Below are 25,272 nucleotides of genomic sequence, written 5' to 3' on the forward strand. Positions count from 1 at the left end.
CCGTGGTCGTCACGGGTCGTCTGGTCGCCCTCGCGGCCGTGCTGGCGGTGTTCGTCGCGGTGGTGCTGCCGTCCTGGTACGGGGTGGCGCTCGCGACGGGCGTGTTGCTCACGGCGGTGCTGGTGGACGTGGCGGCGGTGGGCCGGATCGCCGGACTCACGTTGTCGCGCAAGGAGCTCACCGTGGTGCGCCAAGGCCGCACCGTCGCGGTGGAATTGACGGTGGTGAACACCGGCGAGCGCCACATACGCGGACAGCTCTGGGACGACTGGCCCGACAGCATGCGCACCGAGAACCGCACCCACACCCTCGATCTCGCGCCGAACACCAAGGTGCGCCTGCACACCACGGTCACGCCCCGGTTCCGCGGCGACCGCGTGGCGGGCCCGGTGACGCTGCGGTTGCTCGGCCCGCTCGGCATGGCGGGCAGGCAGTCCCGGCGCACGGTGCCCGCGCGGGTGCGGGCGCTGCCGCCCTTCCGCAGCGAACGGCTGATGCGCTCGAAAGTCAAACGGCTGCAACACCTCGAGGGCCGCGCCGTGGCCAACACCCGCGGCCAGGGCAGCGAGTTCGACTCGTTCCGCGACTACGTGGCCGGCGACGACGTGCGCGCCATCGACTGGCGCGCCACCGCCCGCGCCACCGACGTGCTGGTGCGCACCTGGCGCCCGGAACGCAACCGGCACGTGCTGATGCTCATGGACACCGGGCGGGTCAGCGCCGGACGCGTCGGCGAGGGCACCCGCCTGGATGCCGCCATCGAGGCCGCGCTGCTGCTCGGCGGGCTGGCCTCGGCGGCGGGCGACGGCGTCGACCTGCTGGCCTTCGACCGTTCGGTGCGCACCGAGGTGCGGGGCGTGCGCGGCGCGGGCCTGCAACCCAAGCTCATGCACGCGCTCGCCGGCGTGACGCCCGCCCTCGTCGACACCGACAGCGCCGGCCTGGTGCGCGCGGCCGTGCAGCGGGCCCGCCGCCGCAGCCTGGTCGTGTGGTTCACCAGCCTGGACGGCGCGGCCGTCGAGGAGAACCTGCTGCCCGTCCTGCCGACCCTCGCGCACCGCCACCGCGTGCTCATCGTCTCGGTCATCGACCCCGAGATCGCCGCGGCCGCCACCCACCGCGCCGACCCCTACACCGCGGCCGCCGCCGAATCCGTCCTCGCCGAACGCGCCCTGGTCCAGGAATCCCTGCGCCGCAAGGGCGTCGCGGTGGTGTCGGCCCCGCCGGGACGGTTGCCGGAAGCGCTGGCGGACGAGTATCTGGAGCTGAAACAGTCGGGGTCGCTCTAAGGCGCTCAGCGAGTGCGGACCAGCCCGGGTCCCGGCGCCAGCACGCGCCGTTGGCGTTCGGAGATCACGGCGCCGAGGATTTGGACGGGTGGGTAGCCGGCGGGTGGGGGGACGCGCAGGTGGGTGCACAGGGCGCTGACCAAGGCGGGGCCGAGGGTGTCGTGGGCGGCCGGGGTGAGGGTGCGCAGGCGGGTGAGGTACTGGCGGATGGCGAGCGCGAGATCCTCCGGCACACCGGACAGGTCGAGGCGGGTGGCCCAGCCGGCCAACCACGGCGGGGCGTAGGCGAGGGCGGGCACGGGCAGCGGCTGCTGGGCGTGCACCACCACGGTGCCCGCCAGCACGTCGCCGACGCGACGGGCGTTGGGTGAGCACAGCGAGGTGACCACCGCGACGAGCCCGAACATGCCGAGCAGCCAGAAGTCCACGATCGCCCCGCCGAGGCCCCGGGTGAGGCTGTGCCGGAACTCGACCGGCCCGCCGTCGGCGCGGATCACCCGCAGCCCGAGCGCCATCTTGCCGGGCGTGCGCCCGCGCGTCGCGGTCTCCCAGGTGACCGGATAGCCGACCAGCACGGTGACCATGCACACCGTGACGGCGGCGTCCTGCCAGGCCGAGTCCAGATCGGCGCTCGCGAAGATCGCCGCGGCGAGCAGGATCAGCAGCACGGCCAGCGCGAACTGCGCCGCCAGGTCGATGAGGAACGCGGCGGCGCGGGTCGGGATGCGGGCGATCGGCAGCTCCAGAGCAACCGCTTCGCCGGTGGTGAACTCAGCCATGTCGATAGCATTCTTTCCATCGGCGGGGATGGGAGGCAACCGAATGGACGTCGACGCTTACAGTTACGCGCATCGCGGCGCCTGGGCGCGGCTGGATCAGCTGTCCCGGCGCGGCAGGCTGACCGGCGCCGAAGCCGACGAACTGGTGGTCCTGTACCGGCGCACCTCCCAGCAGTTGGCGCGCCTGCAATCGCACAGTCCCGACCCGGAACTCATCGCGGGCCTGAGCGCGATCCTCACCCGGGCGCGCGGCAAGGTGCTGGGCACCAAATCGAGCACCTGGACCGAGATCGGCCGCTTCCTCACCCACACCTTCCCCGCCGCGCTGTACCGCACGTGGCCGTGGTGGGTGGCGGTCGCGGCGGCGTTCGTGGCCACCGCCGCCGGGCTGGCCCGGTGGATCGAGGGCTCGGGCCGGGCCCGCGACCTGTTCGGCATCCCCGACGAGAACGAATGGGTCACCGCGCCGGGCGGCGCGTTCGAGACCTACTACACCGAGCATCCGAACGAGGCGTTCGCCGCGCAGGTCTGGACCAATAACGCCTGGGTGGCGGCGATGGCCCTGTTCCTGGGCGTGCTGATCCTGCCCGCCGTGTACCTGCTGTTCATGAACGCGCTCAACGTCGGCATCACGGCGGGGCTCATGGCCGAGGCCGACCGGCTGGACTCGTTCTTCGGATTCATCCTGCCGCACGGCATTCTGGAGCTCACGGCGATCTTCGTGGCGGGCGGTGCGGGCCTGAAGCTGGGCTGGACGCTCATCGATCCGGGACGACTGAGCCGCGTCGAGGCGGTCGCGCGACAGGGCCGGGCGACCGCCGCGATCGCGCTCGGACTGGTGGGCGTGCTGTTCGTCTCGGGTCTGCTGGAGGGTTTCGTGACGCCGAGCGCGCTGCCCGCGCCGGTGCGGGTGGGCATCGGCGTGGCGGCCGAGCTGGTGTTCCTGGTCTACGTGTTCGGCGTCGGGCGGCGCGCGGTGCTGGAGCAGGAAGCGCGACAGGCGCACACGCCGGGCGACGACACGGACTGGCTGGCGCTGCCGGCGACGGCACGAGCCCAGACAACGTCGGGCACACGATGAACTGAACGACTCCGGACAATCGGCAGCAACGCCAGGTCTCGGATGTGTTGCGATATCCCCCATTTGAGTTCCGCTGGCCGCAGCGAGTCGTGCTCAGCTGCGGCCAGCGTTACCGATGACTCTACACAATCGTTATGCCCGCGCAACCCTCCACGCCGGATGTCAAGCGTATAAAGCAGCCCGCTGGCAAACCCCGGTCACGACGGTCTACTTCACACTTCCAGCTAACCCGCGGCTGCCCCGTGCGTGCCGAAGGCGAACTTCCAGGCATACCCACTCACACCCCGTCGAAACGGACGAACCGGCACCGAACAATGGACTGCGGCATGGTTTGCCGGAGCGGATTCGAAACATCGGTATGTATCACTTGCGAGCTTTCTACCTGCGATTTCGTAACCAACGATTCAGGTAGCTGAACATTGCTCAAACCAAAAGAGACCTGAGGTCTGTTTATCTCGGATCAAACAAGATCAGAACCCGGTCACACCGGTTTTCGACCCACTCCGGTCGGGTACCTCCGGGAGGTTGCCGGAGGCGAAATCGCCAGTGTGCGAGCGCCCGATTCGTCCGGGTTCAGCACCGCGGCCGCTACCGGAATCGATGGTGTGATCTTCGCCTCACTCGCGTGACGGACCTGCGGAAACGCGGGTCACCGCCCCGCGACGACGTCCGGCCGAGGGGCGATCACCCCTCGGCCGGACGGTTCCCGATCGCCCCCTACGCCTCCGCGAGGCCGAAGCGCGCGTGCACCACGCGCAACGGCTTCGGCGCGAACCACGCGGCGGGCCCGAGCAGCCGCATCGCCACCGGCACCAGCACGCCGCGCACCAACGTGGCGTCGATCAGGATCGCCAGGCCTGCACCCAGCCCGAAGAACTGGATGAACCGCACGTCACTGGTGACGAAGGCCAGGAAGCTGATGGAGATCAGCGCGGCCGCCGTGGTCACCAGGCGGCCGGTGCGCGCCAGCCCCTCCACCACCGCCTGCTCGGTGGTGGCGCCCCGGTCGTGCAGCTCCTTGATCCGGCTGATCACGAAAACCTCGTAGTCCATGGACAACCCGAAGGTGATGCAGAACAGGAGCAGCAGCATCGACACGTCCAGCGGCGCGGGCGTGAACCCGAGCAGCCCCGAGAAGTGCCCGTCCTGGAACACGAACACCATCAGCCCGAGGGTCGCCGCCAGGCTCAGCACGTTCGACAGCAGCGCCCGCAGCGGCTGCACGATGCTGCCGGTGAACAGGAACAGCAACACGAAGGTGGTGAGCACGATCCAGCCCACGGCCACCGGGAGTCGCGACCCGATGGAGGCGAGGCTGTCGCGCAGCTCCGCCACCTGACCGCCGACCAGCGCCGTGGTGGGCGCGGGCACCTCGCGCACCCGGTCCACCAGGTCGCGCGCCTCGGGCGAGTTGCGGTCCAGATCCGTGAGCACGTTGAGGCGCTGCGCGTCGGGCCGCGTGAAGCGGGCGTCGGCGGGTGAGGTGGCGACGCGCGCGCCGTCGACGAAAGTGCCCGCACCGGAATCGACTTGGGTCACGTGCGGCACCTGCGACAACGCCGCCGCGTAGTCGGCGAGCGGACCGGCCTCCACCCCCGACGTGGTGACCACCGACAGCGCGTTGGTGTCGCCGCCGCCGAATTCCTCACGCATCGCGTCGCCGACCTGGCGCACCTCGGTGCTCACCGGCAGCACGCGATCGTCCGGGGTGCCGAACTGCACGTTGAGCAGCGGCGCGGCGGCCAGCAGCAGCAGCGCCACCACCGGCAGGCCCGCGACCAGTGGCCTGCGCATAGCGAACGTCGCGACCCCGGCCCAGAACGGCGCGGCGTCACCGCGGATGCCGCGCACCCCCGGCACCCGCCAGGCGTCGGACCGGGTGCCGAGCACGGCGAGCAGCGCGGGCAGCGTGAGCACGGCGGCCGAGGCCGCGATCACCACCACACCGATGCCCGCGTAGGCGAACGACCGCAGGAAGTACTGCGGGAAGATCACCAGCGAGGAGAGCGCCGCGACCACGGTGGCCGCGCTGAACACAATGGTGCGCCCCGCCGTCGACACCGCGTGCACCACCGCGTCGCCGGGTTCGGCCCCCTCGGCACGGCGTTCCCGGAAGCGGCTCACCATGAGCAGTCCGTAGTCGACGGCCAGGCCGAGCCCGAGGGCGGTGGTGAGGTTGACCGCGTAGACCGACACGTCGGTGAGCGAGCCGAGGATCGCCAGTTCGGCGAACGTCCCCAGAATCGCGACGCCGCCGACCACGAGAGTGAGCAGCGCGGCGATCACATTGCCGAACGCGAGCACCAGCAGCGCCAGGATGAGCGGCACGGCGATGCCCTCGGCGAGCGCCAGATCCTTGCCGATCTGCTCGGTGACGGCCGCGAACGTCGCGTCGTTGCCGCCTATACCGACCTGCGCGATCGGCCCATCCGTGCCGTAGGCGGCGATGATCTCCTCGGCGATCCGGTTGTCCTGGCTGGGGTCGGTGTTGGATCCGCCCGCCAGGATCACGGCCGCGGTGCCGTCCTCGGAGCGCATCGCGGGCGAGCCCGTGTCCCAGTAGGAGATCACATTGACCAGCCGGGCGTCGGCGGCCAGTTCACCCGCCAGTTCACGGCCGAACCCTGCGACCGGTTCGGCGTCGACGGTGCCCTGCTCGGCCCGGATCAGGAAGACGAAGTCGGTGTCGGAACCGTACTTCTGCGCCAATTGCGCGGTGGCGGCGCTGGATTCGGCGCCGGGGTCCTCCTGGCCACCGGACTGCATCTTGCTGAACGCCGTGACGCCGAACGCGCTGCCTGCGATGAGGGCCAGCACGCTGGCGACGAGTATCCAGCGGGCATGCCGGACCGTGAAACGGCCGAGTCGTTCGAACATCGCGAACCTCCGGACGGGCATGTTGCCATGCGTAAACTTTATGGGTGTTAACTTGCCACCGGATGTGCACAGGTGTCAACATCGAATCGATGACGAATTCGGAAGCCACTCGCACCCGGGGCGCCCGCGCAGGCTCGTATCACCACGGCGACCTGCGCAATGCCCTGGTCCGCGCGGCCGCCGAACTCGCCGAGAAGGGCGGACCGGAAGCCGTCACGGTGCGCGCGGCCGCCCGCCGGGTCGGCGTCACCCCCACCGCCGCCTACCGGCACTTCACCAATCACGAACAGTTGCTCGGCGCCGCGCAGGAGGAGGCGCAGCGCAGCCTGTTCGGGGCCATGGCCGAGACGCTGGACGAACTCGATCCCGATTCCGACGCGGTGCTGCGGCTGTTCGCCGTCGGCCGCGGCTACGTGACGTTCGCGCTGCGCGAGCCCGGCCTGTTCCGCACCGCGTTCGGCAATCGCGACCGCAAGAACTCCGAGGAGTGGAACTCCCCCGCCTTCGACCTGCTCTCCGATCTGCTGGACGAACTGGTGGAGATCGGCTTCACCGATCCGGCCGACCGGCCCGACGCCGAACTGGCGGCCTGGTCGATGGTGCATGGGATGTCGGCGCTGCTCGTCGAGCGCGCGATCGCCGACGAGGGGCCCCAAGCGCGGGAGGCCGCCATCGCGCGCGTGCTGACGGTGGTGCGGCGCGGACTCGCGACGGGGCCGAATGCCGATGCCTTCCAGTGGGATCCGCGGCCCTGATCGCGCCGCATCCACAGACCTGCGCCTACCTGTGGATGAATCCGCGAACATGGTGTGAGCGAAGGATTCTCCGCCGGTGGCGCGGATTCATCCACCGGCATCACCAGGGTGTTGGCGTTCCGGATTATCGGCTCTACCAGCGGAAATTCGCTGTTGATAAGTCGGCGTCGGCGGTAGAACTCTTGGTGCGCAAGAGGTTTCACCAGTCGGCCCGCAAGTTGTCCACAGGGTGTCGGCATCCCCTCGGCACACACGTTTTCCACAGGTGGAGCCGAGATATCCACAGGTGACACGGCTTGTGCACAGCGTGTTCAGCACCTGACTCCGCCTGTGCACAACGTGGTCAGCCGATGCGTAGCACCCCGGTGACGGTGCCCTGGAGCACCCGGCCGCCCGCCGTGCACAACGGCGACATCTGGAGCGGATCGTTGGCGAGGGTGCCGGGCAGCGGTGAGGTCGAAACCACCTGTCCCGTACCGGAATCCAGCACCGTGAACGCGTACCCGTCGAGCGGTGTCGCCGAGGCGGGCCCGATCCGGGTGAGGGTGTAGACGTAGCCGTCGGCCGCTGACAGATGCGGAACGGCCGCGCTGCGCACGGAGTTCTCCCACACCGTGCGGCAGCCGCCCGCGTCGTCCACGTCGACACGGGTCATGCCGCCGGTGAACGGCGCGCTCGGCGGCACGGCCGGCCCCGCGTCGTCCGGCACGGCCGGGTACGGATAGCCGTAGGTGCTCGCGACGAACACCGACCGCCCGATCCCGATCGGCGAATTCTCGCTGCCCGCACCGCCTTCGGTGAGCACGGGCCGCGAGCACAGCAGCTCGCCGGCGCCGGAGGCGTAGACGAGGACGCGCACTTGTTCGTCACCGCTGTCCACGATGGTGAGGTAGTCGGCGCCGGTGCGCGGGCCGAAGTACGTGGGGGTGGAGCCGGTGCCCCAGCTCAGCTGTCCCGGTTTGCGCGCGGTGCCGCGATCGTACGGTGCGCGCCAAAGGATTTCAGGCCTCCCGTCGGTGGCGGCCAGTTCGTAGAGGGCGTGCGTGGTGGCGACGGCGACGCGGCCGCTCGGCGCGGACGAGATGCTGTTGGCGACGGTCTCGCCGCCGGCCGGATCGGGCAGGGCGAGCGTCGCCGTGGTGCCGTCGGGCGCGACGGTGCCGACCAACCCCCGCCCGGTCGCGAACCACACCGTGCCCGACCAGTCGGGGACCAGTCCGGTGACGTTGTCCCCCTCCGGAATCGCGGCGGCCAGATCGACGCGTTCGTCCACCCGCAGTGCCCAGCGCCCGCCTTCGCGCGCGTGCGCGATGCGCACCAGGGCGCGGTCACCGTCGACGGCCACCAGCCGGTCGGCACTGTCGAGGTAGGCGTAGACGCCGCCGAGCAGGCTGCCCTTCGGCAGCGCCAGCGAGGCGAGCGGGCCACCTAGCGGTCCCGCGTCCGGATCCAGCAGGTACACCGTCGGCGTGCGTCCGGCGATGGTCGTGCACAGCGCGACGACCAGCCCGTCCGAACCCTGCAGCAGCGTCGGGCAGGCCGCCGCCAGCGGATAAGCGCCCACCGGCTGCTGCCCGAGGCCCGGCCCCGGCAGCGGCGTGACATCCGAGGACCCCGCGTCACCGTGCATGGTGGCGGTGCCGACCGGCCCGAGATGCGGATTCGGCGGCGCGAGCGGGCCCCAATACTCCGCCGCCCGCGCCTGCCCGGCCGGGGCGAGCGCCAGCGCGCAGGCGGCGAGCAGAACATACGGTGCGCGAATCATGCGGAGCCTCAACAGGATCGGGTCGCCCGGTGGGACGACGTGGCGGCGCCCCCACTCACATCAGCGCGCCGCCGTCGACGCGGATTTCGGTGCCCGTCATGTACCGGCCGTCGTCGGAGGCGACCATGGCGACGACGCCGGCGATGTCCTCGGGTGTACCGAGTGCGCCATTGTTGAGCCAGCCGGTGAGGCGCGCGAACAGCGAGTAGTCCACCCCGTCGGGCTGGTCCAGGATCGACTTCGTGGTGATGCCGCTGGTGATGCCCGCGGGCACGATATTGACCGCGCGCAACCCCTGCTTGGCGTATTCGAGCGCGATGGAGTGGGTGAACGCGTTGACCCCGCCCTTGGACGCGGCGTAGGCGGCGAGATAGGGCGAGGCGCTGAACGCCGCGGTGGACGAGAGGTTGACCACGACGCCGTGCCCGGAGTCCACCAGTGCGGGCAGCGCGGCCTGCGTCATGAGGAAGGTGCCGGTGAGGTTCACCGTGATCACCTGGTTCCACACCTCGAGCGGCATCTCGTGGGTGCGCGCGGGCCGCAGGATGCCCGCCGCGTTGACCAGCACGTCGAGCCCGCCGCCCAGGAATTCGAGCGCCGCCTCGGTGCCGGCCCGCACCGACTCCGGATCGGCGATATCGATCCGCAGCGTGTGCAGCCGCCCGTCGACGTCACCGGCCTTCTCCACCGTCCCGGCCAGACCCGCCTCGTCGACGTCCACGCCCACCAGCCGCGCCCCCTCGTCGAGCAGCCGCAACGCGATCCCCTGCCCGATACCCGACCCCGCTCCGGTGACCAGAACCCGACGACCCTCATATCTACGCATGCCAAAAATTAGAACAGGTTCTCGTCAGGAATCAAGGGTAGGAGCCCCAACCCACCACCCCTATATAGAAGGGCTCTCCCACCCCTGTGCCCACCGGCACACCCACCCCGCCCCCACCCGAACAGTGGCGATCACAACACCACCCCAACACTTCGGCCACAACTCGGGAACGAACCACCAGCGCCACGGGATCCCGCGGCGAGCACACTTGCGATAACGCAACCCCCGGGTACACCTGTGGAAATGGGGGGCTCCGGGGGGCACAGCCCCGCCGGGCGGGGCGTGGGGGCTGCGCCCCCACAAAACACACGAAACGAGAAAAGGCCCACGCTCTCCGTGAGCATGAGCCTCTTATCGAGTGCAGTGGGCGAAGGGGGACTTGAACCCCCACGTCCCGAAGGACACTGGCACCTGAAGCCAGCGCGTCTGCCATTCCGCCACTCGCCCGAGCGACTCCGGAACACTATCACGGGTATCGGCGTCACAAGAAATCGCCTGTTCAGAGCCCATTGTGACGTGTCCGAGACGTCCGGGGAACCTCCGGACGTTTCCAGGAGTTACAGGTGTGGAGGATCGTGGATATCATGCAATGACCGTGGTCGTGCCGCGACACGCCATGTCGGCGTGTCGTTGTTATGGAGCTGGGAAGTCATCAGGGTGTAGCACATCGAAGGGAGGCCGGTATGGGCATCGTCTCGAGGTTCGAACGTCGCCTGCGCGGTTTCGACGACGTGTTCGCCCGGGTGTTCGGCGGCAGCGTGGTGCCCAAGGAGGTGGAGGACGCGCTGCAGCGCGAAGCCACCGACAACGTGCGGCAACTCGACGGTGGACACCGTCTGGTGCCGAACAGCTATGTGATCACCATCAACCCGTCCGACCACGAGAAACTGGCTTCCGACCACGACCTCACGACCCGCGCGTTCGCCAAACATCTCCAGGACTACATCCGCGATCAAGGGTGGCAGACCTATGGCGAAGTACACGTAGCGTTCGAGGCATCACCTACGCTGCACACCGGACAGTTCAGGGCGAGCGGCCGCGTCGATCCGGACGCCGGCCGTGGGGGCTCGTCGGCTCCCCGCCCGGAACCCACGCCACAACGACCTGCACACCCGCAACCAGGAGCTGGCCCCATGACGCAGAACTCTGGCTACGACCCGAGCCGTGAGCCCGCGGAGTCCGATCCACGCGATCGCGGGTACGCACCGCCGCCAGGGGGGCGGCCCGGAGGTCCCCAGAACGGTGCGTACCGCGACGACTACGCGCGCGGTGGCGCGTCGTACGGTGCCGCCGACTATCAGGCGCCCGACGGCCAGCAGGGCTACGGCGACTATCAGAACGGCTACGACTACCAACAGGGTGGCGGCCAGCAAGGCTACGGCGGCGGCCAGCAGGGTTACGCGGATCAGGGCTACGGCCAGCAGGCCGGGTACGGCGAGCAGGGCTACGCCCAGCAGGGCGGCGGCTACGGCGGCGGCCAGCAAGGCTACGGCGACCAGGGCTACGGCGCGCAGGGCTACCAGGAGCCCGGCTACGGCCAGCAGGGCGGCGGCTACGCCGACCAGGGCTACGGCCAGCAGCAGGGGTACGGCCAGCAAGGCTACGGCGACCAGGGTTACGCGGATCAGGGCTACGGCCAACAGGCCGGGTACGGCGAGCAGGGCTACGCCCAGCAGGGCGGCGGCTACGGCGGCGGCCAGCAGGGATACGCCGACCCCGGTTACGGCCAGCAGGCCGGCTACGGCGACCAGGGCTACGCCGCCCCCGAGGAACAGGGCTACGGCCAGGCGTACTCGCAACAGCCCGGCTACGGCCAGCAGGCCGGGTACGCCGAGCCGGGTTACGGCGCGGCGGCGGGCGCGGGATCGGGCTACTCGGCCACGCTCCAGCTCGACGACGGCAGCGGGCGCACCTACCAGCTACGCGAGGGCAGCAACATCATCGGCCGCGGCCAGGACGCGCATTTCCGCCTGCCCGACACCGGTGTCTCGCGCCGCCACATCGAGGTCCGCTGGGACGGCCAGACGGCGATGCTGTCGGATCTCGGCTCGACCAACGGCACGCTGGTGAACGGTTCGCCGGTGCAGGACTGGCAGCTCGCCGACGGAGATGTGATCCGTGCCGGGCATTCCGAGATCCTGATCCGTATCGTCTGATCCCGTAAGCTCGCGATGCGGATCACGACATCGTTCCGGCGTACTCGTCGGTCGTATCGTGATCGGAGTCGGTCGACGGCCCTATGATGCTGCCAAACGCGCGCGGCTCCGTACCGGAGCCGGCGAGGCCGTGGGGCGGTCGCACCGCGCCCACGGCACCGACGTACCTACGGACTGGACAGGAGGTGGAACGCCGTGCAGGGACTGATCCTGCAAGTGACCCGTGCGGGGTTCCTCCTGCTGCTGTGGCTGTTCGTCTGGGCGGTATTGCGGACCTTGCGCAGCGACATCTACGCGGCATCCGGCATCAGGATCCAGCCCAGGGCCGCGCGCGGTTCCGCGGTGCTGCCGTCCCTGCGCCGAGGCCAGAAGGGCGCCAAATATCTTGTGGTGACTCAAGGTTCACTCGCCGGCACCCGCATCTCGCTCAGCACCCAGCCGGTGCTGATCGGGCGTGCGGACGATTCGACGCTGGTACTCACCGACGACTACGCCTCCACCCGCCACGCGCGGCTGTCCCCGCGGGGTGACGACTGGTATGTCGAGGATCTCGGCTCCACCAACGGCACCTACCTGGACCGCGCGAAGGTCACCACCGCCGTCCGCGTCCCGCTCGGCACCCCGGTCCGGGTCGGCAAGACAGTGATCGAGCTCCGATCGTGACACTCGTTCTCCGCTACGCAGCGCGCAGCGACCGTGGTCTGGTCCGAGGCAATAACGAAGATTCCGTCTACGCGGGCGCCCGCCTGCTCGCGCTCGCCGACGGCATGGGCGGGCACGCGGCCGGTGAGGTCGCCTCGCAGCTGATGATCGCGGCGCTGGCGCACCTCGACGACGACGAGCCGGGCGACGATCTGCTCGGCAAGCTCGACGCCGCGACCCGCTCGGGCAACGCCGCCATCGCCGATCAGGTCGAGGAGGAGCCCGAACTCGACGGCATGGGCACCACGCTCACCGCCATCCTGTTCGCGGGCAAGAAGCTCGGCCTGGTGCACATCGGCGACTCGCGCGCCTACCTGTTGCGCGGCGGCGAACTGACCCAGATCACCCGCGACGACACGTTCGTGCAGTCGCTGGTCGACGAGGGCCGCATCACGCCGGAGCAGGCGCACACCCACCCGCAGCGCTCGCTGATCATGCGCGCGCTCACCGGCAACGAGATCGAGCCGACGCTGATCATGCGCGAATCCCGCGCGGGCGATCGCTACCTGCTCTGCTCGGACGGCCTGTCGGACGTGGTGAGCGACGAGACCATCGCCAATACCCTGCGCGAGGGCACCACCGACGAGTGCGCCGACCGGCTCATCGAGCTGGCGCTGCGCAGCGGCGGCCCCGACAACGTGACCGTGGTGGTCGCCGACGTCATCGACCTGGACTACGGCCAGAGCCACCCCATCGTGGCGGGCGCCGCGTCGGGGCAGGACGAGGACACCCCGCCGCCGAACACCGCCGCGGGCCGGGCCGCCGCCATGCGCCCGCCGCGCGCCGCCCCGCCGCGCCGCGCGGCCGCGCCGGAGCCGCCGCCGCCCGCCAAATCGCACAAGTTGCGCTGGGTGCTGCTCGGAGTGGCGCTGGTGGTGGCCGTAGCGGTGGGTCTGGTGGTCGGCTACAAGATGATCCGCAACAACTACTACGTGGGCGCCGACAACGGCCAGGTGGTGATCCTGCGCGGGCTGCCGGGTTCGGTACTCGGGTACTCCATCCACGACGTCGCCACCGTCGGCTGCGTCGACAAGGGCGGCGAGCTGACGCTGCTGGGCACCGGCGCGGATCTGCCGTCGGGGTGCAAGCAGCTGCGGGTGAGCGATCTGGAGCAGACCGGCCGCGACAAGGTCAATAACGGGCTGCCGCCCGGTTCGCTGGCCAAGGCCGAGGAGCAGATGCGCCTGCTGGCCCAGCAGGAACTGCTGCCGCCGTGCCCCGCGCGCAAGACCGAGCCGAGCGTTCCGCAGCCCGGTGTGCTGCCGACCGGTGAGCCGACGCCGACCGGTGAGCCCGCGCCCACCGAGCCCGCGCCGCCGCCCGCCGATCCGAACGCCACGCAGGCTCCGCCGGCGACCGACCTGCAGACGCCGACGCCGACCGGTCCGTCCGAGCCCGCGTCGAACCCCCAGTCCTCGGGGGAGAACTGCCGGGTGACGGACTGATGTCCGCACCGCCACCGCCGTCCGCGGGGGCCTTTCCCAGTCCCCCGGGCGGGTTCGCGCCTGCGCCGCCACCGTCGACCAGGCGTAACGCGGAACTGCTGCTGCTCGCGTTCGCCGCGCTGATCACCACGGTGTCGCTGTTCCTGGTGGAGGCCAGCCAGGAGCAGTCCATCACCTGGGACATCGCCAAGTACGGCCTGGCCTTCCTCGGGCTGTTCGCGATCGCGCATCTGGCGGTGCGCCGCTTCGCCCCGTTCGCCGATCCGCTGCTGCTGCCGATCGTCGCGCTGCTCAACGGCCTCGGGCTGGTGCTGATCCACCGCCTCGATCTGGGCGCGGCGCAGAACGCCGAGTTCAATTCGATGCCGATCCCCTCGCCCGACGCCAACCAGCAGATCCTGTGGACCGGCCTGGCGATGGTCGTGTTCATCACACTGCTGGTCGTGTTGCGCGACTACCGCACGCTGGCCCGATACAGCTACACCCTGGGCCTGATCGGCCTGGTCGCGCTGATGATCCCGGCGCTGCTGCCCGCCGCCTACTCCGAGACCAACGGCGCCAAGATCTGGATCAGGCTGCCCGGCTTCAGCGTGCAGCCCGGTGAGTTCGCCAAGATCCTGCTGATCGTCTTCTTCGCCTCGGTGCTGGTCGCCAAGCGCGAACTGTTCACCACCGCGGGCAAGCACATGCTGGGCATGGAGTTCCCGCGCGCCCGCGACCTCGGCCCGATCGTGGCGGTCTGGCTGGTGTGCATCGCGGTGCTGGTGTTCGAGAAGGATCTGGGCACCTCGCTGCTGATCTTCGGCACCGTGCTGGTGATGCTCTACATCGCTACCGAGCGGGTGGGCTGGCTGATCATCGGCGGCGCGCTGCTCTCGGTCGGCTTCTTCTTCGCCTACCAGATGTTCGGGCACGTGCGGGTGCGCGTGCACACCTGGCTCGACCCCTTCTCCGACTACCACAACACCGGCTACCAGATCTCGCAATCGCTGTTCGGGCTGGCGACGGGCGGGCTGGCGGGCACCGGTCTGGGCAGCGGGCGCCCCAATCAGGTGCCGTTCTCCAAGACCGACTTCATCATCACCACCATCGGCGAGGAGCTGGGCCTGATCGGGCTCACCGCGGTGCTGGTCCTGTTCCTGGTGCTGATCCTGCGCGGGCTGCGCACGGCGCTGGCGGTGCGCGACAGCTTCGGCAAGCTGCTGGCCGCCGGGCTCTCGTTCACCATCGCGGTGCAGTTGTTCGTGGTGGTGGGCGGCGTCACCAAGCTGATCCCGCTGACCGGCCTCACCACCCCGTTCGTCTCCTACGGCGGTTCCTCGCTGCTGGCCAACTACGCGCTGCTGGCGCTGCTGATCAAGGTGTCCGACGCGGCGCGCGCTCCCGCGCCGGTGCGCAGGAAGGAGCCCGCGGCGCCCATCGCCGAGGCGCCGACCGAACTGCTGCGCCGATCGGAGACGAGGTCGCAAGGATGAACACGCCGCTACGCCGGGTCGCGGTCGCCGTGATGGCGATGATCGTCGTGCTGCTGCTCAACGCGACCTACATCCAGTACATCAAGGCCGACGACTACCGCGCCGACCCGCGCAACTCCCGCGTGCTGCTCGACGAGTACTCGCGCCAGCGCGGCCAGATCTCGGCCGCGGGCACGGTGCTGGCCGGCTCGGTCGCCACCGAGGACCGCTACAAGTACCTGCGCACCTACCCCACCGACCCGCAGGCGTACGCGCCGGTGACCGGCTTCTACTCGATGCAGTACGGCAGCGCCGGGCTCGAGCACGCCGAGGACCAGGTGCTCAACGGCTCGGACAGCCAGCTGTTCGGCCGCCGCCTGGTGGACCTGGTCTCCGGCCGCGATCCGCGCGGCGGCAACGTGCTCACCACGCTGAACCCGGTGATGCAGCAGGTCGCCTACGAGCAGCTCACGTCGAAGGGCTACACCGGTTCGGTGGTCGCCATCGAGCCGAGCTCCGGCAAGATCCTGACGATGGTGTCCACGCCGAGCTACGACCCGAACCTGCTGGCCGGGCACGACGGCGCGCGCAACACCCAGGCCTGGGAGACGCTGACCAGCGATCCCGAACAGCCGATGCTCAACCGCGCGGTCTCCAAGACCTACCCGCCCGGTTCCACGTTCAAGGTGCTGGTCACGGCCGCGGCGCTGTCCAACGGGGTCGCGGGTCCCGACGACCAGTTCACCGCCGCGCCCAACATCACCCTGCCGGGCACCTCGACCACGCTGGAGAACTACAACGGGTCGACCTGCGGCGACGGACCGACGGCCTCGCTGTCGGAGGCGTTCGCGCGGTCGTGCAACACGGCGTTCGTGGAGCTGGGCCTGCGGGTCGGCGCGACCGAACTCAAGGACGAGGCCGCCGCCTTCGGCATCGGCCCGCATCGCGGCATCCCGATCCCGGTCGCCGAGAGCACCGTCGGCACCATCCCCGACGACGCCGCGCTCGGCCAGAGCAGCATCGGCCAGCGCGATGTGGCGCTCACCCCGCTCGACAACGCGGTGATCGCCGCGACCATCGCCAACGGCGGGGTCCGGATGGAGCCCTACCTGGTGGATCAGCGTCAGGGACCCGACCTCAGTGAGCTCTCGCGCACCGAGCCGGTCTCGGTCGGACAGGCGATCAGCGCCGAGGTAGCGTCTCAGCTGACCACCATGATGATCGGTTCCGAACAGTTCTCCGGCGGCGGCAACACCCCGTACACGATCGCGTCCAAGACCGGCACCGCCGAGCACGGCAGCGATCCCCGCAACACGCCGCCGCACACCTGGTACATCGCGTTCGCCCCCGCGCAGAACCCGAAGATCGCCATCGCGGTGATCGTCGAGAACGGCGGAGACCGGGCGTTGGCCGCGACCGGCGGTTCGGTGGCCGCCCCCGTCGCCCGCGCGGTGCTGGACGCGGGCCTGCGGGGGAGTTGATCGATATGAACGTGCGAGGAGAGGTTCGGGGGCCCCGATGCTGAACAACGGCGCGATGATCGCCGATCGCTACCGCCTGCAGCGCCTGATCGCCACCGGCGGCATGGGCCAGGTCTGGGAGGCGCTGGACACCCGGCTCGACCGCCGCGTCGCGGTGAAGGTGCTCAAGGCGGAGTTCTCCGCCGACCCCACCTTCCGCCACCGGTTCCGCACCGAGGCCAAGACCACGGCGCAGCTGAACCACCCCGGCATCGCGGGCATCTACGACTACGGCGAGACCTACGACCCGAGCGCGGGCGAAACCGCCTACCTGGTCATGGAATTGGTGCAGGGCGAACCGCTCAACGCGGTGCTCAACCGGCTGGGCAAGCTCTCGGTGGGCCAGGGTCTGGACATGCTCGAGCAGACCGGCCGCGCGCTGGAGGTGGCCCATGCCGCCGGTGTGGTGCACCGCGACGTGAAGCCGGGCAACATCCTGGTGACGCCGACCGGTCAGGTGAAGATCACCGACTTCGGCATCGCCAAGGCCGTCGACGCCAGCCCGGTCACCAAGACCGGCATGGTGATGGGCACCGCCCAGTACATCGCGCCCGAACAGGCCGTCGGCGAGGACGCCACCGCGGCCAGCGACGTGTACTCCCTCGGTGTGGTCGGCTACGAGGCGCTGTCGGGGCAGCGCCCGTTCGCCGGCGACGGCGCGATCACCGTCGCGATGAAGCACGTCCGCGAGACGCCGCCGCCCATGCCGGGCGATCTGCCGCCGAACGTGCGCGAGCTCATCGAGATCACCATGGGCAAGGACCCGAACCTGCGCTACGCCAGCGGCGGCGAGTTCGCCGACGCGGTCGCCGCGGTGCGGGCCGGTCACCGTCCGCCGCCGCCCCGCAACGCGGGCGCCGCGGCGGGTCCGCTCACCGAGGGCGCCACCCGGGTGCTGCCGCCCGGCCCCACCGTGATCCTGCCCGCGGGCCAGGCCGACGGCCCGACCGTGCGCTACAACACCCCGCCCGCCGGCGCGTCCACCGCGGCCGCCCCCGCCACCATGATGAATTCCGGTGCGGGCGAGGCCACCCCGCCGCCGGGCAAGAAGCCGTGGACCACGAGCCAGAAGGCGCTGGCCGCGCTCGGCGCGGGCGCGGTACTGCTGGGCGGTGCGGCGATCTGGCTGTTGTTCGGCGGCGAACCGAACACCGATCCGGTGCGCGAACCGGTCACCTCGACGTTCGCGCCGGCGCCCCCGGTCATCACCACGACGCAACAGCCGACCACCACCACCCAGTTCGTGCCGCCGCCTCCGCCCGTCACCACGACGCCGGAGCCCACGACTCCCGAGCCGACCACCACGACTCCGGAACCCACCACGACCACACCGGAACCCACCGCCGAGCCGACGACGACCCGCCCGACCAGGACGCAGTCGCCGACGACCACGCGCACCTGGTTCCCGACTCTCGACTTACCATTTCCGGAGAATCCCGCTCAGGGACGGCCAGATGCCACTCGTAGCGCGCCCGCCACTCCGTCACAAGGACAGCCATGACAACGCCGAAGAATCTCTCTTCCCGCTACGAGCTGGGCGAGATCATCGGCTTCGGCGGGATGTCGGAGGTGCACAAGGCGCGCGACGTCCGCCTGAGCCGGGACGTGGCGATCAAGGTGCTGCGCGCCGACCTGGCCCGTGACCCCACGTTCTACCTGCGCTTCAAGCGTGAGGCGCAGAACGCGGCCGCGCTGAACCATCCGGCCATCGTCGCGGTGTACGACACCGGCGAGGCCGAAGTGGACGGCGGTCCACTGCCCTACATCGTCATGGAGTACGTCGAGGGCGAGACGCTGCGCGACATCGTGCGCGGCAAGGGCCCGCTGGCGCCGCGGCGCGCCATGGAGATCATCGCCGACGTCTGCGCCGCATTGGATTTCAGTCACAAGGCCGGCATCGTGCACCGCGACATGAAACCGGCCAACATCATGATCAACCGGGCCGGCGCGGTGAAGGTGATGGACTTCGGCATCGCGCGCGCGATCGCCGACGCCGCCAACCCGATGACCCAGACCGCCGCCGTCATCGGCACCGCCCAGTACCTCTCGCCCGAGCAGGCGCGCGGCGAGAGCGTGGACGCCAGATCCGACGTCTACTCGGTGGGCTGTGTGCTCTTCGAGATCCTCACCGGCGAGCCGCCTTTCACGGGCGACTCGCCGGTCGCTGTGGCCTACCAGCACGTCCGGGAAGATCCGCGGCTGCCCTCGCACGTGCACTCCGGTGTCCCGCGCGAGCTGGATTCCGTGGTGCTCAAGGCGATGAGCAAGAACCCGGCCAACCGGTACCAGACGGCCGCCGAGATGCGCGCCGACCTGATCCGTGTGCTGGGCGGCCAGAAACCGGCCGCGCCGATGGTGATGACCGACGAGGACCGCACCACCGTGTTCGGCTCGGAGGAGCCCGGCCCGCGCACCTTCCGCACCGTCGAGACCAGCGACGACACCGCCGAGCAGGAGCCCGCCGAGTCCGAGAACCCGCGCCGCACCCTGTATCTGGCGTTCGGCGCGGCGGCCGCGGTGCTCGTGGTGTTCGCGCTGTTCTGGGTGCTGATCGGGCCGGGCAGCAAGCCCGAGCAGATCGCGGTGCCCGATCTGTCGAACATGCCCGCGCAGCAGGCGCAGGACGAGCTCGAGCGGCTGGACTTCTCGGTCGCCATCCAGCAGAAGCCCGACGGCAAGGTGGCCAACGGCAACGTCATCGCCACCCAGCCGCTCGGCGGGTCCCGCATCGACAAGGGTGCGACGGTGACGTTGCAGGTGTCCACCGGGCCCGCGCAGGTGCAGGTGCCCAAGCTGGACGGGCTCACGGTGCAGCAGGCCGAACAGGAGCTCAACGCCGTCGGGCTGCGGATGGACCCGAACGTGGTGCGCCGCGAGTCGAGCGCGGCCGACGTGGACAAGGTGATCGGCACCGAGCCCGGCGCGGGCGCGCGCGTGGACGTGGACCAGGCCATCGTGGTGTCGGTGGGTTCGGGCCCGGAGAAGGTGTCGGTGCCGCGCCTGGTCGGCCAGGACATCAGCGTCGCCGAGCCGAATCTGGTGGACAGCGCGGGATTCCAGATCGTCATCGAGGAGGTCGCGTCCTCGCGGCCCAAGGGCGAGGTGATCGCCACCAACCCGGCGGGCGGCACCCGCGCCGACCGCGGTTCCACGGTGACGGTCCAGGTGTCGGCGGGCGACGAGATCAGCATGCCGAACGTGGTGGGCCTGACGCCCTCGCAGGCGGTGGACCGGCTGCGCCAGGCCGGCTGGACCGGCAGCACCAGCCAGATCAACCAGAACACCACCGGCACCTTCGACGCGGGCACCGTCGGCCGGATCGTCAGCCAGCAGCCCTCGGCCGGGCAGTCGATCTCCAAGACCGAGACCATCACCATCACCACGGCGGTGCTGGGCCCGCCCTGATCGTTATCCGAAAGAGCCGACCGGTCGGTGTCACCGGGGTGAGAATTGAGCTGCTCCATCCGAACCAGCGACAGCGTGGAACAGGAGGCAGCCCCATGACCACTGCCAGGGACATCATGAAGCCCGGCGCCCAGTGGATCTCGAAACAGGACACCGTCGGCCGAGCCGCCCGCCTGATGGCGGAACTCGGGGTCGGCGCCCTGGTCATCGCGGATGAGAACGAACGGATGTGCGGCATCATCACCGACCGCGACATCGTGGTGAAGTGCGTGGCCCAGGGCCGCGCGCCGAGCACCACCCTCGCCGCCGACCTGTGCGAGGCGACGCCGCGCTGGGTCGCGGCCGACGCCGACGTCGAGCAGGTCCTCGACGAGATGGAGAGTCACCGGATCAAGCGCATGCCGGTGATCGAGAACAAGCGCATGATCGGCATGATCAGCGAGGCCGATCTGGCCAGGCATCTCGACGACAACCAGCTGGGCGAGTTCGTCACGGCGGTGTACGGGCGACCCTGACAGGTGTGCGTCCCCGGCGTTCGGGCGGCCGTCCCGGACGCCGGGTCGTGCTGTGCGCGAACCGGAGTGCTCGCGCCGTAGCGATCGCTGACAACAGCGGGCGAGGTCAGCCGGTGGGACCGGCGGCCGGACCTGGGAGTCAGCTCAGCTTCAGATGCCGGTTCATCTCCATCGCCGCCTCGGCCAGATCGCTCAGCTCGACCACTTCGACGCCGTGCTCGCGCAACTTCTCCACACCCACGCAGTTCTCCACGAACGTGGCCGGTTCGCGCCACGCGATGACGACGCGCCGAATGCCCGCTTCCAGAATGCGGTCGGTACAGGGCAAACGGTCGGCCGTGCCGCGCTTCGAGCACGGTTCGAGGGTGCTGTAGAGCGTCGCGCGCTCCAGGCGCCGATCTTTGGGGTCGAGCTTGTTCAGTGCCGCCTCTTCGGCGTGCACTTTCGCGTCGGTCTCGCGGGAGTAGCCGGTGGCAATCTCCGCGCCGTCGGCCACGATCACCGCGCCGACCGAGAACGCGGTGTCGCTCGGCGGGCACCGGTGCGCCAGCTCGATCGCCCGGCGCAGGAAATGGTGATCGGGTTCCGCGCGCCGGTGGATCATCACCGCCATATCACCGACCTGCCCCACCTCGGCCAGGCGCAGCCTGCGGGTCGGGCCGCCGGGGAACTCGGCCGGGTGCACGAATCGCGGGGCCGCCGGATCGCCCACCAGGATGGGCGCGACGGCGATGTGGAGTTCGTCGGCCAGATCGGCGGCGAGGAAGGCGGTGTGCACCGACGTGCCGCCCTCCACCATGAGCCGGATGACGTCGCGGCGGCCGAGATCGTCCAGCATCGCGCGCAAGTCGATCTCCGGGCCGAGCGAGACCACCTCGGCCAGGCGGGCGTGCCGTTCGAGCCGGACCGCGCCCTCGTCGGTGGTGTAGATCAGCTTCGCACCCGGTTCGTAGAAGAACCGCAGGCCGGGGTCGAGATCCCCGCTCGCCGTAATGGTCACCTTCGTCGGTTGAAACGGCATCCCCATGATGGCCCGGGAGTCCTGGCGGCCTCGGTGCTTGACCAGCAACCCGGGATTGTCGCGGCGCAGGGTGCTCGCACCGACGAGGATCGCGTCCATCTGGGCGCGCACACCGTCGATGCGTTCGAAATCCTCCGCGTCCGAGAGCAGCAGCCGGTCGGGGCTCGCGTCGTCGATGTAGCCGTCCAGGCTCATCGCGACCGACAGCACCACGTACGGCCGCCCGCCGCAGAGCTTTTCGCCGCCGTAACGGATCACTGCGTCACCAGCGCGGCGACCTCCGCCTCCAGCACCTCGATGAGGCCCTCGGCCGGGCGCTCGCCGCACACCTCGAGCCAGTTCGCGAGCATGCGGTGCCCGCCCTGGGTGAGCACCGACTCGGGATGGAACTGCACACCGTGGATCGGCAAGGTGCGGTGGCGCATCGCCATCACGATCCCCGATTCGGTGCGGCCCAGCACCTCGATCTCCGCGGGCAGGGTGTCCTCGAGCACGGTGAGCGAGTGGTAGCGGGTGGCGGTGAACGGGTCGGGCAGGCCGGCCAGCACGCCCGCGCCGAGGTGGTACACCGAACTGGTCTTGCCGTGCAGCAGTTCGGGCGCCCTGGTGACGGTCGCGCCGAACGCCTCGCCGATGGCCTGGTGGCCGAGACAGACCCCGAGCAACGGCGTCTCGCGCTCCGCGCAGGCGCGCACGAGATCGATGCTCGCGCCCGCGCGGTCGGGCGTGCCGGGCCCGGGGCTGATGAGGATGCCGTCGAATTCGGCGGCCACGGCCCGCGGATCCGCCAGGTTCGCGTCGTCGTTGCGCCAGACGACGGCCTCGGCTCCCAGCTGGCCCAGATACTGCACCAGGTTGAACACGAAGCTGTCGTAGTTGTCGACGACCAGTACACGCATGGTTCGAGATTACGTGGCGGCCCGGCGGGCCGTCGCATCCATTACCAGTTGGGATAGCCTAGGGAGAACACCGGAGGGCGCCACGGCCCGACCGGGCCGTCCGTGCTGTCGCCGGATGGCCGTCGAGCGGCCCGGCACACGCCAACTGAATCAGCCCCCGGTACCGACCACGCCGAATACGAGGACGTCATGCCCAAGTCGAAGGTCCGCAAGAAGACCGACTACACGATCAACCCCGCCAGCCGGATCCCGGTGAAGGTGAAGGCGGGCCCGTCGCCGGTCTGGTACGTCGCGATCATGCTCGGCTTCATGCTGGCCGGGCTGGTGTGGCTGCTGGTGTACTACCTGGCGGCCGAAGAGATCAGCTGGATGAACGATCTGAACGCCTGGAACTTCCTGATCGGGTTCGGCCTGATGGTGGTGGGGCTGATCATGACCATGAGGTGGCGCTAGCCCCGGGACCAGGGGATTACAGCGGTGTCATTCATGCACACCTGTGGATGAAGCCTGTGGACAAATCGAGGACCGACCGGGGAGACTGCCCGCGTGAACCCTGATTCACCCGATCCACCGCCGCGCCTGGAGTGGACCACACCCCTGCCCGCGCTCGTCGCGGTGGCCGTCGGCGGCGTCGTGCTGGCCGGTGCCACCTTCTTCGCCGCCGACGCCCCGAGCCGTCTGCTCGTCGGGCTGGCCGCGGCGGGACTGCTGGGCCTGGCCGCGCTGGGTTACCGGCAGCGGCCCCGGTTGACGGTCGTGCCCGGCGCGCAGCCGCGCCTGGTGGTGCGCACGCTCACCGGCCCCACCGACTACCGCCCGGATCAGATCATCCGGGCGCGCATCGTGAGCTACCGCCGCCTCGGGCGCAAGGTGCCGATGCTCGAGATCGACGTCCGCCACGGCGACGACGAACGCCTGCTGATCTTCGGCCGCTGGGATCTCGGCGCGTCCCCGGAGGACGTGTTCGAAGCCCTGGTCGTGCACCGGATCGCGTTCCTGCGGTCGGAGTAGTTCCCGCGTAGTTTCACGTGAAGCAATGCGAGCTTTCGCTCGCGACGCCTACCCGATCATCATCGCGGCCGCGGCGATGGCGGCGGCCGAGGCGAGACCGACCACCCCGATGGACACCCAGCCGATCGTGCGCGCCGACTCCTGACTCTTCGCACCCACCCACTGCGGCACGAACAGCACGCCGAGGGTGGCCGAGGTGCCCGCGAGCAGGCCGCCCAGGTGCACCCACAGCGAGACCCCCGGGATGGACAGGCTCAGCAGCACGTTGATGCCGATGATCACCAGGATCTGGGTGGGGTTCATCCGCAGGCGGAACATGGTCACCGCGATCGCGCCGAACATGCCGTACACCGCGCCCGACGCGCCCGCGCCCACCGTGTTCACCGGCTCCAGCAGCAGGCCCGCGGCCGAGCCCCCGATCAGCGACACCAGATAGATCGAGAGCATCCGCACCCGCCCGAGCACCGGTTCGAGCTGGATGCCCACGATGTAGAGCGCGAACATGTTGAGCGCCAGGTGCAGCGGCCCCCAGTGCAGGAAGCCCGAGCCGATCACCCGGAACCACTCGCCGTCGGCGACCAGGGTGGGCACGAGCGCCCAGCGCAGGAACAGCTCGGAGCGGAAGTTGTCCACCACGCTGCCCGCCTGCGCGGCGGTGATGCCGAAGAACAGGATGTTGAGCGCGATCAGCCCGTAGGTCACCAGCGGCGTGGCCGATTTCGCGACGGGCGCGCCCGCGACCGTGCGGACGGGGCGCACCTGCCTGCCTGATGCGCGCACGCAGTCGACGCAGTGCTGGCCGACGGCGGCCGGTTGCAGGCAGTCGGGGCAGGCGGGCCGCCCGCAGCGCGTACACGCCAGGCCGGTGGGACGATTCGGATGGCGGACGCATGTGGGTGCGGGCGGCTGAGGGTTCATCTGCTCAATCGATCGTGGCGGTGGCGATGCGGACGGCGTCCTTGGGACGGTCGTTGCGGTCGGTCGGGGTGGCGGCGATGGCGTCGACGACCTTGCGTGAGTCGGGGTCGAGGACCTCGCCGAAGATGGTGAACTTGCGATTCAGGTGCGGCTGCGGACTCACCGTGATGAAGAACTGCGAACCGCTGGTGCGCACGCCGATATTGGCCATGGCCACCAGGTAGCCGCGGTCGAACCGCAGCTCCGGGTGGAACTCGCTCGCGATCTCGTAGCCGGGGCCGCCGCGGCCGCTGTCGCCGGGATCACCGCCCTGGATCATGAACCCGTCGATCACCCGGTGGAAGGTGGAGCCGTCGTAGAACGGGCCCGACGTGCCACCGCTCGCGTTCTCGGTGGTGTACGCGGCCGAGCCGTCCACCAAGCCGAGAAAGTTCCGCACCGTCTTCGGTGCGTGAAAGCCGAAGAGCGCGATCTTGATATCGCCGTGGTCGGTGCACAGCGTCACCCCGGCGGTCTGGGTCGGTGAGGTCACCCCGCCATGCTATCCAGGGCGCGCCCGCGTTCCGGTGCGGCGCCGCGACGGTGTCGGCGACCAGTACTTACTGCGCCGTCACCACGGCTGTGCCAAAGTGGTCGCTATGGCACAGGGGCGTCTGCACGTATCCGCACGATCTCGTAACCGATTGATCGCCGCGAGCCTCGTCGCGCTCGCAGGCGGTGTGGCGTGGCTGGTCCGCAGCAAACGGCCGGTGCCGCCGGAGCCCGCGCCCGAACCGCCGCGCCTGGGTTACTCCCGCAACGGTTCCGCGCCGGTCCCGGTGCCGGGAGCCGGCGCGGAGACCGGGCACTGATCC

The 25,272-nt window shown here is 70.1% G+C and carries 22 protein-coding genes and 1 tRNA gene; 14 read left to right on the top strand and 9 right to left on the bottom strand.

Annotated elements, in window-relative coordinates; translation table 11 throughout:
• The first annotated feature begins 2 nt into the window (after positions 1 to 2).
• Positions 3 to 1,289 (top strand): DUF58 domain-containing protein, encoded by a 1,287-nt coding sequence (locus OHB21_RS07565; protein WP_195124938.1) that lies wholly within the window; start codon positions 3 to 5, stop codon positions 1,287 to 1,289.
• 5 nt (positions 1,290 to 1,294) lie between these two features.
• Here the strand turns inward: OHB21_RS07565 and OHB21_RS07570 are convergent, their stop codons facing one another.
• The gene (locus OHB21_RS07570; RefSeq protein ID WP_067502662.1) at positions 1,295 to 2,068 is read right to left on the bottom strand and encodes an RDD family protein; all 774 of its coding nucleotides are present in this window, start codon (positions 2,066 to 2,068) and stop codon (positions 1,295 to 1,297) included.
• Between the two features lie 43 nt (positions 2,069 to 2,111).
• Between OHB21_RS07570 and OHB21_RS07575 the strand changes: the two genes are divergently transcribed.
• On the top strand, positions 2,112 to 3,149 hold the full coding sequence (locus OHB21_RS07575) for a stage II sporulation protein M (RefSeq protein WP_084537269.1): 1,038 nt from the start codon (positions 2,112 to 2,114) through the stop codon (positions 3,147 to 3,149).
• Positions 3,150 to 3,866: 717 nt separating this feature from the next.
• Here OHB21_RS07575 and OHB21_RS07580 read toward each other — a convergent pair.
• Entirely contained in the window at positions 3,867 to 6,047 is a 2,181-nt protein-coding gene (locus OHB21_RS07580; protein WP_328438006.1) for an MMPL family transporter, read from the bottom strand.
• A 68-nt stretch (positions 6,048 to 6,115) separates the two neighbouring features.
• Between OHB21_RS07580 and OHB21_RS07585 the strand changes: the two genes are divergently transcribed.
• Positions 6,116 to 6,781 (top strand): TetR/AcrR family transcriptional regulator, encoded by a 666-nt coding sequence (locus OHB21_RS07585; RefSeq protein WP_067502668.1) that lies wholly within the window; start codon positions 6,116 to 6,118, stop codon positions 6,779 to 6,781.
• Between the two features lie 343 nt (positions 6,782 to 7,124).
• On the opposite strand, the gene OHB21_RS07590 is transcribed toward OHB21_RS07585, so the two are convergent.
• From OHB21_RS07590 to OHB21_RS07600, 3 genes are all read right to left on the bottom strand, one after another.
• Complete coding sequence (locus OHB21_RS07590; protein WP_228789742.1) at positions 7,125 to 8,546, bottom strand: hypothetical protein; 1,422 nt, start codon at positions 8,544 to 8,546, stop codon at positions 7,125 to 7,127.
• 55 nt (positions 8,547 to 8,601) lie between these two features.
• On the bottom strand, positions 8,602 to 9,372 hold the full coding sequence (locus tag OHB21_RS07595) for an SDR family NAD(P)-dependent oxidoreductase (protein WP_067502675.1): 771 nt from the start codon (positions 9,370 to 9,372) through the stop codon (positions 8,602 to 8,604).
• 364 nt (positions 9,373 to 9,736) lie between these two features.
• Positions 9,737 to 9,819: transfer RNA gene (locus OHB21_RS07600), tRNA-Leu, on the bottom strand.
• A gap of 236 nt (positions 9,820 to 10,055) precedes the next feature.
• Between OHB21_RS07600 and OHB21_RS07605 the strand changes: the two genes are divergently transcribed.
• The 8 genes from OHB21_RS07605 (at position 10,056) to OHB21_RS07640 (ending at position 20,569) form a co-directional block, all read left to right on the top strand.
• Positions 10,056 to 11,528 (top strand): DUF3662 and FHA domain-containing protein, encoded by a 1,473-nt coding sequence (locus OHB21_RS07605; RefSeq protein WP_067502678.1) that lies wholly within the window; start codon positions 10,056 to 10,058, stop codon positions 11,526 to 11,528.
• A 195-nt stretch (positions 11,529 to 11,723) separates the two neighbouring features.
• Positions 11,724 to 12,191 carry an FHA domain-containing protein FhaB/FipA gene (locus OHB21_RS07610; protein ID WP_067502681.1) on the top strand — a complete coding sequence of 156 codons (468 nt, stop codon included), beginning with the start codon at positions 11,724 to 11,726 and terminating at the stop codon, positions 12,189 to 12,191.
• A complete protein-coding gene (locus OHB21_RS07615; protein WP_113975112.1) occupies positions 12,188 to 13,675 on the top strand; it encodes a PP2C family protein-serine/threonine phosphatase in 1,488 nt (495 codons plus the stop codon). The genes OHB21_RS07610 and OHB21_RS07615 overlap by 4 nt, the downstream gene beginning before the upstream one ends.
• Entirely contained in the window at positions 13,675 to 15,150 is a 1,476-nt protein-coding gene (locus tag OHB21_RS07620) for an FtsW/RodA/SpoVE family cell cycle protein (RefSeq protein WP_067502685.1), read from the top strand. The genes OHB21_RS07615 and OHB21_RS07620 overlap by 1 nt, the downstream gene beginning before the upstream one ends.
• Positions 15,147 to 16,610 carry a peptidoglycan D,D-transpeptidase FtsI family protein gene (locus tag OHB21_RS07625; RefSeq protein WP_067502688.1) on the top strand — a complete coding sequence of 488 codons (1,464 nt, stop codon included), beginning with the start codon at positions 15,147 to 15,149 and terminating at the stop codon, positions 16,608 to 16,610. Before OHB21_RS07620 ends, OHB21_RS07625 begins: the two co-directional genes overlap by 4 nt.
• A gap of 37 nt (positions 16,611 to 16,647) precedes the next feature.
• Entirely contained in the window at positions 16,648 to 18,150 is a 1,503-nt protein-coding gene (locus OHB21_RS07630) for a protein kinase domain-containing protein (protein WP_195124940.1), read from the top strand.
• Positions 18,147 to 20,054: a Stk1 family PASTA domain-containing Ser/Thr kinase gene (gene pknB / locus OHB21_RS07635; protein WP_195124941.1), complete on the top strand. Its 1,908-nt coding sequence runs from the start codon at positions 18,147 to 18,149 to the stop codon at positions 20,052 to 20,054. Before OHB21_RS07630 ends, pknB begins: the two co-directional genes overlap by 4 nt.
• A gap of 95 nt (positions 20,055 to 20,149) precedes the next feature.
• Complete coding sequence (locus OHB21_RS07640; RefSeq protein ID WP_067502700.1) at positions 20,150 to 20,569, top strand: CBS domain-containing protein; 420 nt, start codon at positions 20,150 to 20,152, stop codon at positions 20,567 to 20,569.
• Between the two features lie 139 nt (positions 20,570 to 20,708).
• Here the strand turns inward: OHB21_RS07640 and OHB21_RS07645 are convergent, their stop codons facing one another.
• The gene (locus OHB21_RS07645) at positions 20,709 to 21,848 is read right to left on the bottom strand and encodes a dihydrofolate reductase family protein (RefSeq protein ID WP_232331611.1); all 1,140 of its coding nucleotides are present in this window, start codon (positions 21,846 to 21,848) and stop codon (positions 20,709 to 20,711) included.
• Positions 21,845 to 22,489 (bottom strand): aminodeoxychorismate/anthranilate synthase component II, encoded by a 645-nt coding sequence (locus tag OHB21_RS07650; RefSeq protein WP_195124942.1) that lies wholly within the window; start codon positions 22,487 to 22,489, stop codon positions 21,845 to 21,847. The genes OHB21_RS07645 and OHB21_RS07650 overlap by 4 nt, the downstream gene beginning before the upstream one ends.
• Positions 22,490 to 22,678: 189 nt before the next feature.
• Here OHB21_RS07650 and crgA point away from each other — a divergent pair, with 189 nt between their 5' ends.
• Both crgA and OHB21_RS07660 read left to right on the top strand, forming a co-directional pair.
• Positions 22,679 to 22,942, top strand: a complete 264-nt coding sequence (crgA, locus tag OHB21_RS07655) for a cell division protein CrgA (RefSeq protein WP_067502706.1) — start codon at positions 22,679 to 22,681, stop codon at positions 22,940 to 22,942.
• Between the two features lie 93 nt (positions 22,943 to 23,035).
• Entirely contained in the window at positions 23,036 to 23,500 is a 465-nt protein-coding gene (locus OHB21_RS07660; RefSeq protein WP_067502709.1) for a PH domain-containing protein, read from the top strand.
• A gap of 48 nt (positions 23,501 to 23,548) precedes the next feature.
• Here OHB21_RS07660 and OHB21_RS07665 read toward each other — a convergent pair whose 3' ends face one another.
• A complete protein-coding gene (locus OHB21_RS07665; protein ID WP_084537271.1) occupies positions 23,549 to 24,418 on the bottom strand; it encodes a rhomboid family intramembrane serine protease in 870 nt (289 codons plus the stop codon).
• A gap of 4 nt (positions 24,419 to 24,422) precedes the next feature.
• Positions 24,423 to 24,950 (bottom strand): peptidylprolyl isomerase, encoded by a 528-nt coding sequence (locus tag OHB21_RS07670; RefSeq protein WP_067502713.1) that lies wholly within the window; start codon positions 24,948 to 24,950, stop codon positions 24,423 to 24,425.
• A 106-nt stretch (positions 24,951 to 25,056) separates the two neighbouring features.
• Here OHB21_RS07670 and OHB21_RS07675 point away from each other — a divergent pair, with 106 nt between their 5' ends.
• Positions 25,057 to 25,269: a hypothetical protein gene (locus OHB21_RS07675; RefSeq protein ID WP_067502716.1), complete on the top strand. Its 213-nt coding sequence runs from the start codon at positions 25,057 to 25,059 to the stop codon at positions 25,267 to 25,269.
• The last annotated feature ends 3 nt before the right edge of the window (positions 25,270 to 25,272 follow it).

Origin of the sequence: Nocardia puris (assembly GCF_036051655.1) — a bacterium.
In the GTDB taxonomy this organism is placed as follows: Bacteria; Actinomycetota; Actinomycetes; order Mycobacteriales; family Mycobacteriaceae; genus Nocardia; species Nocardia puris.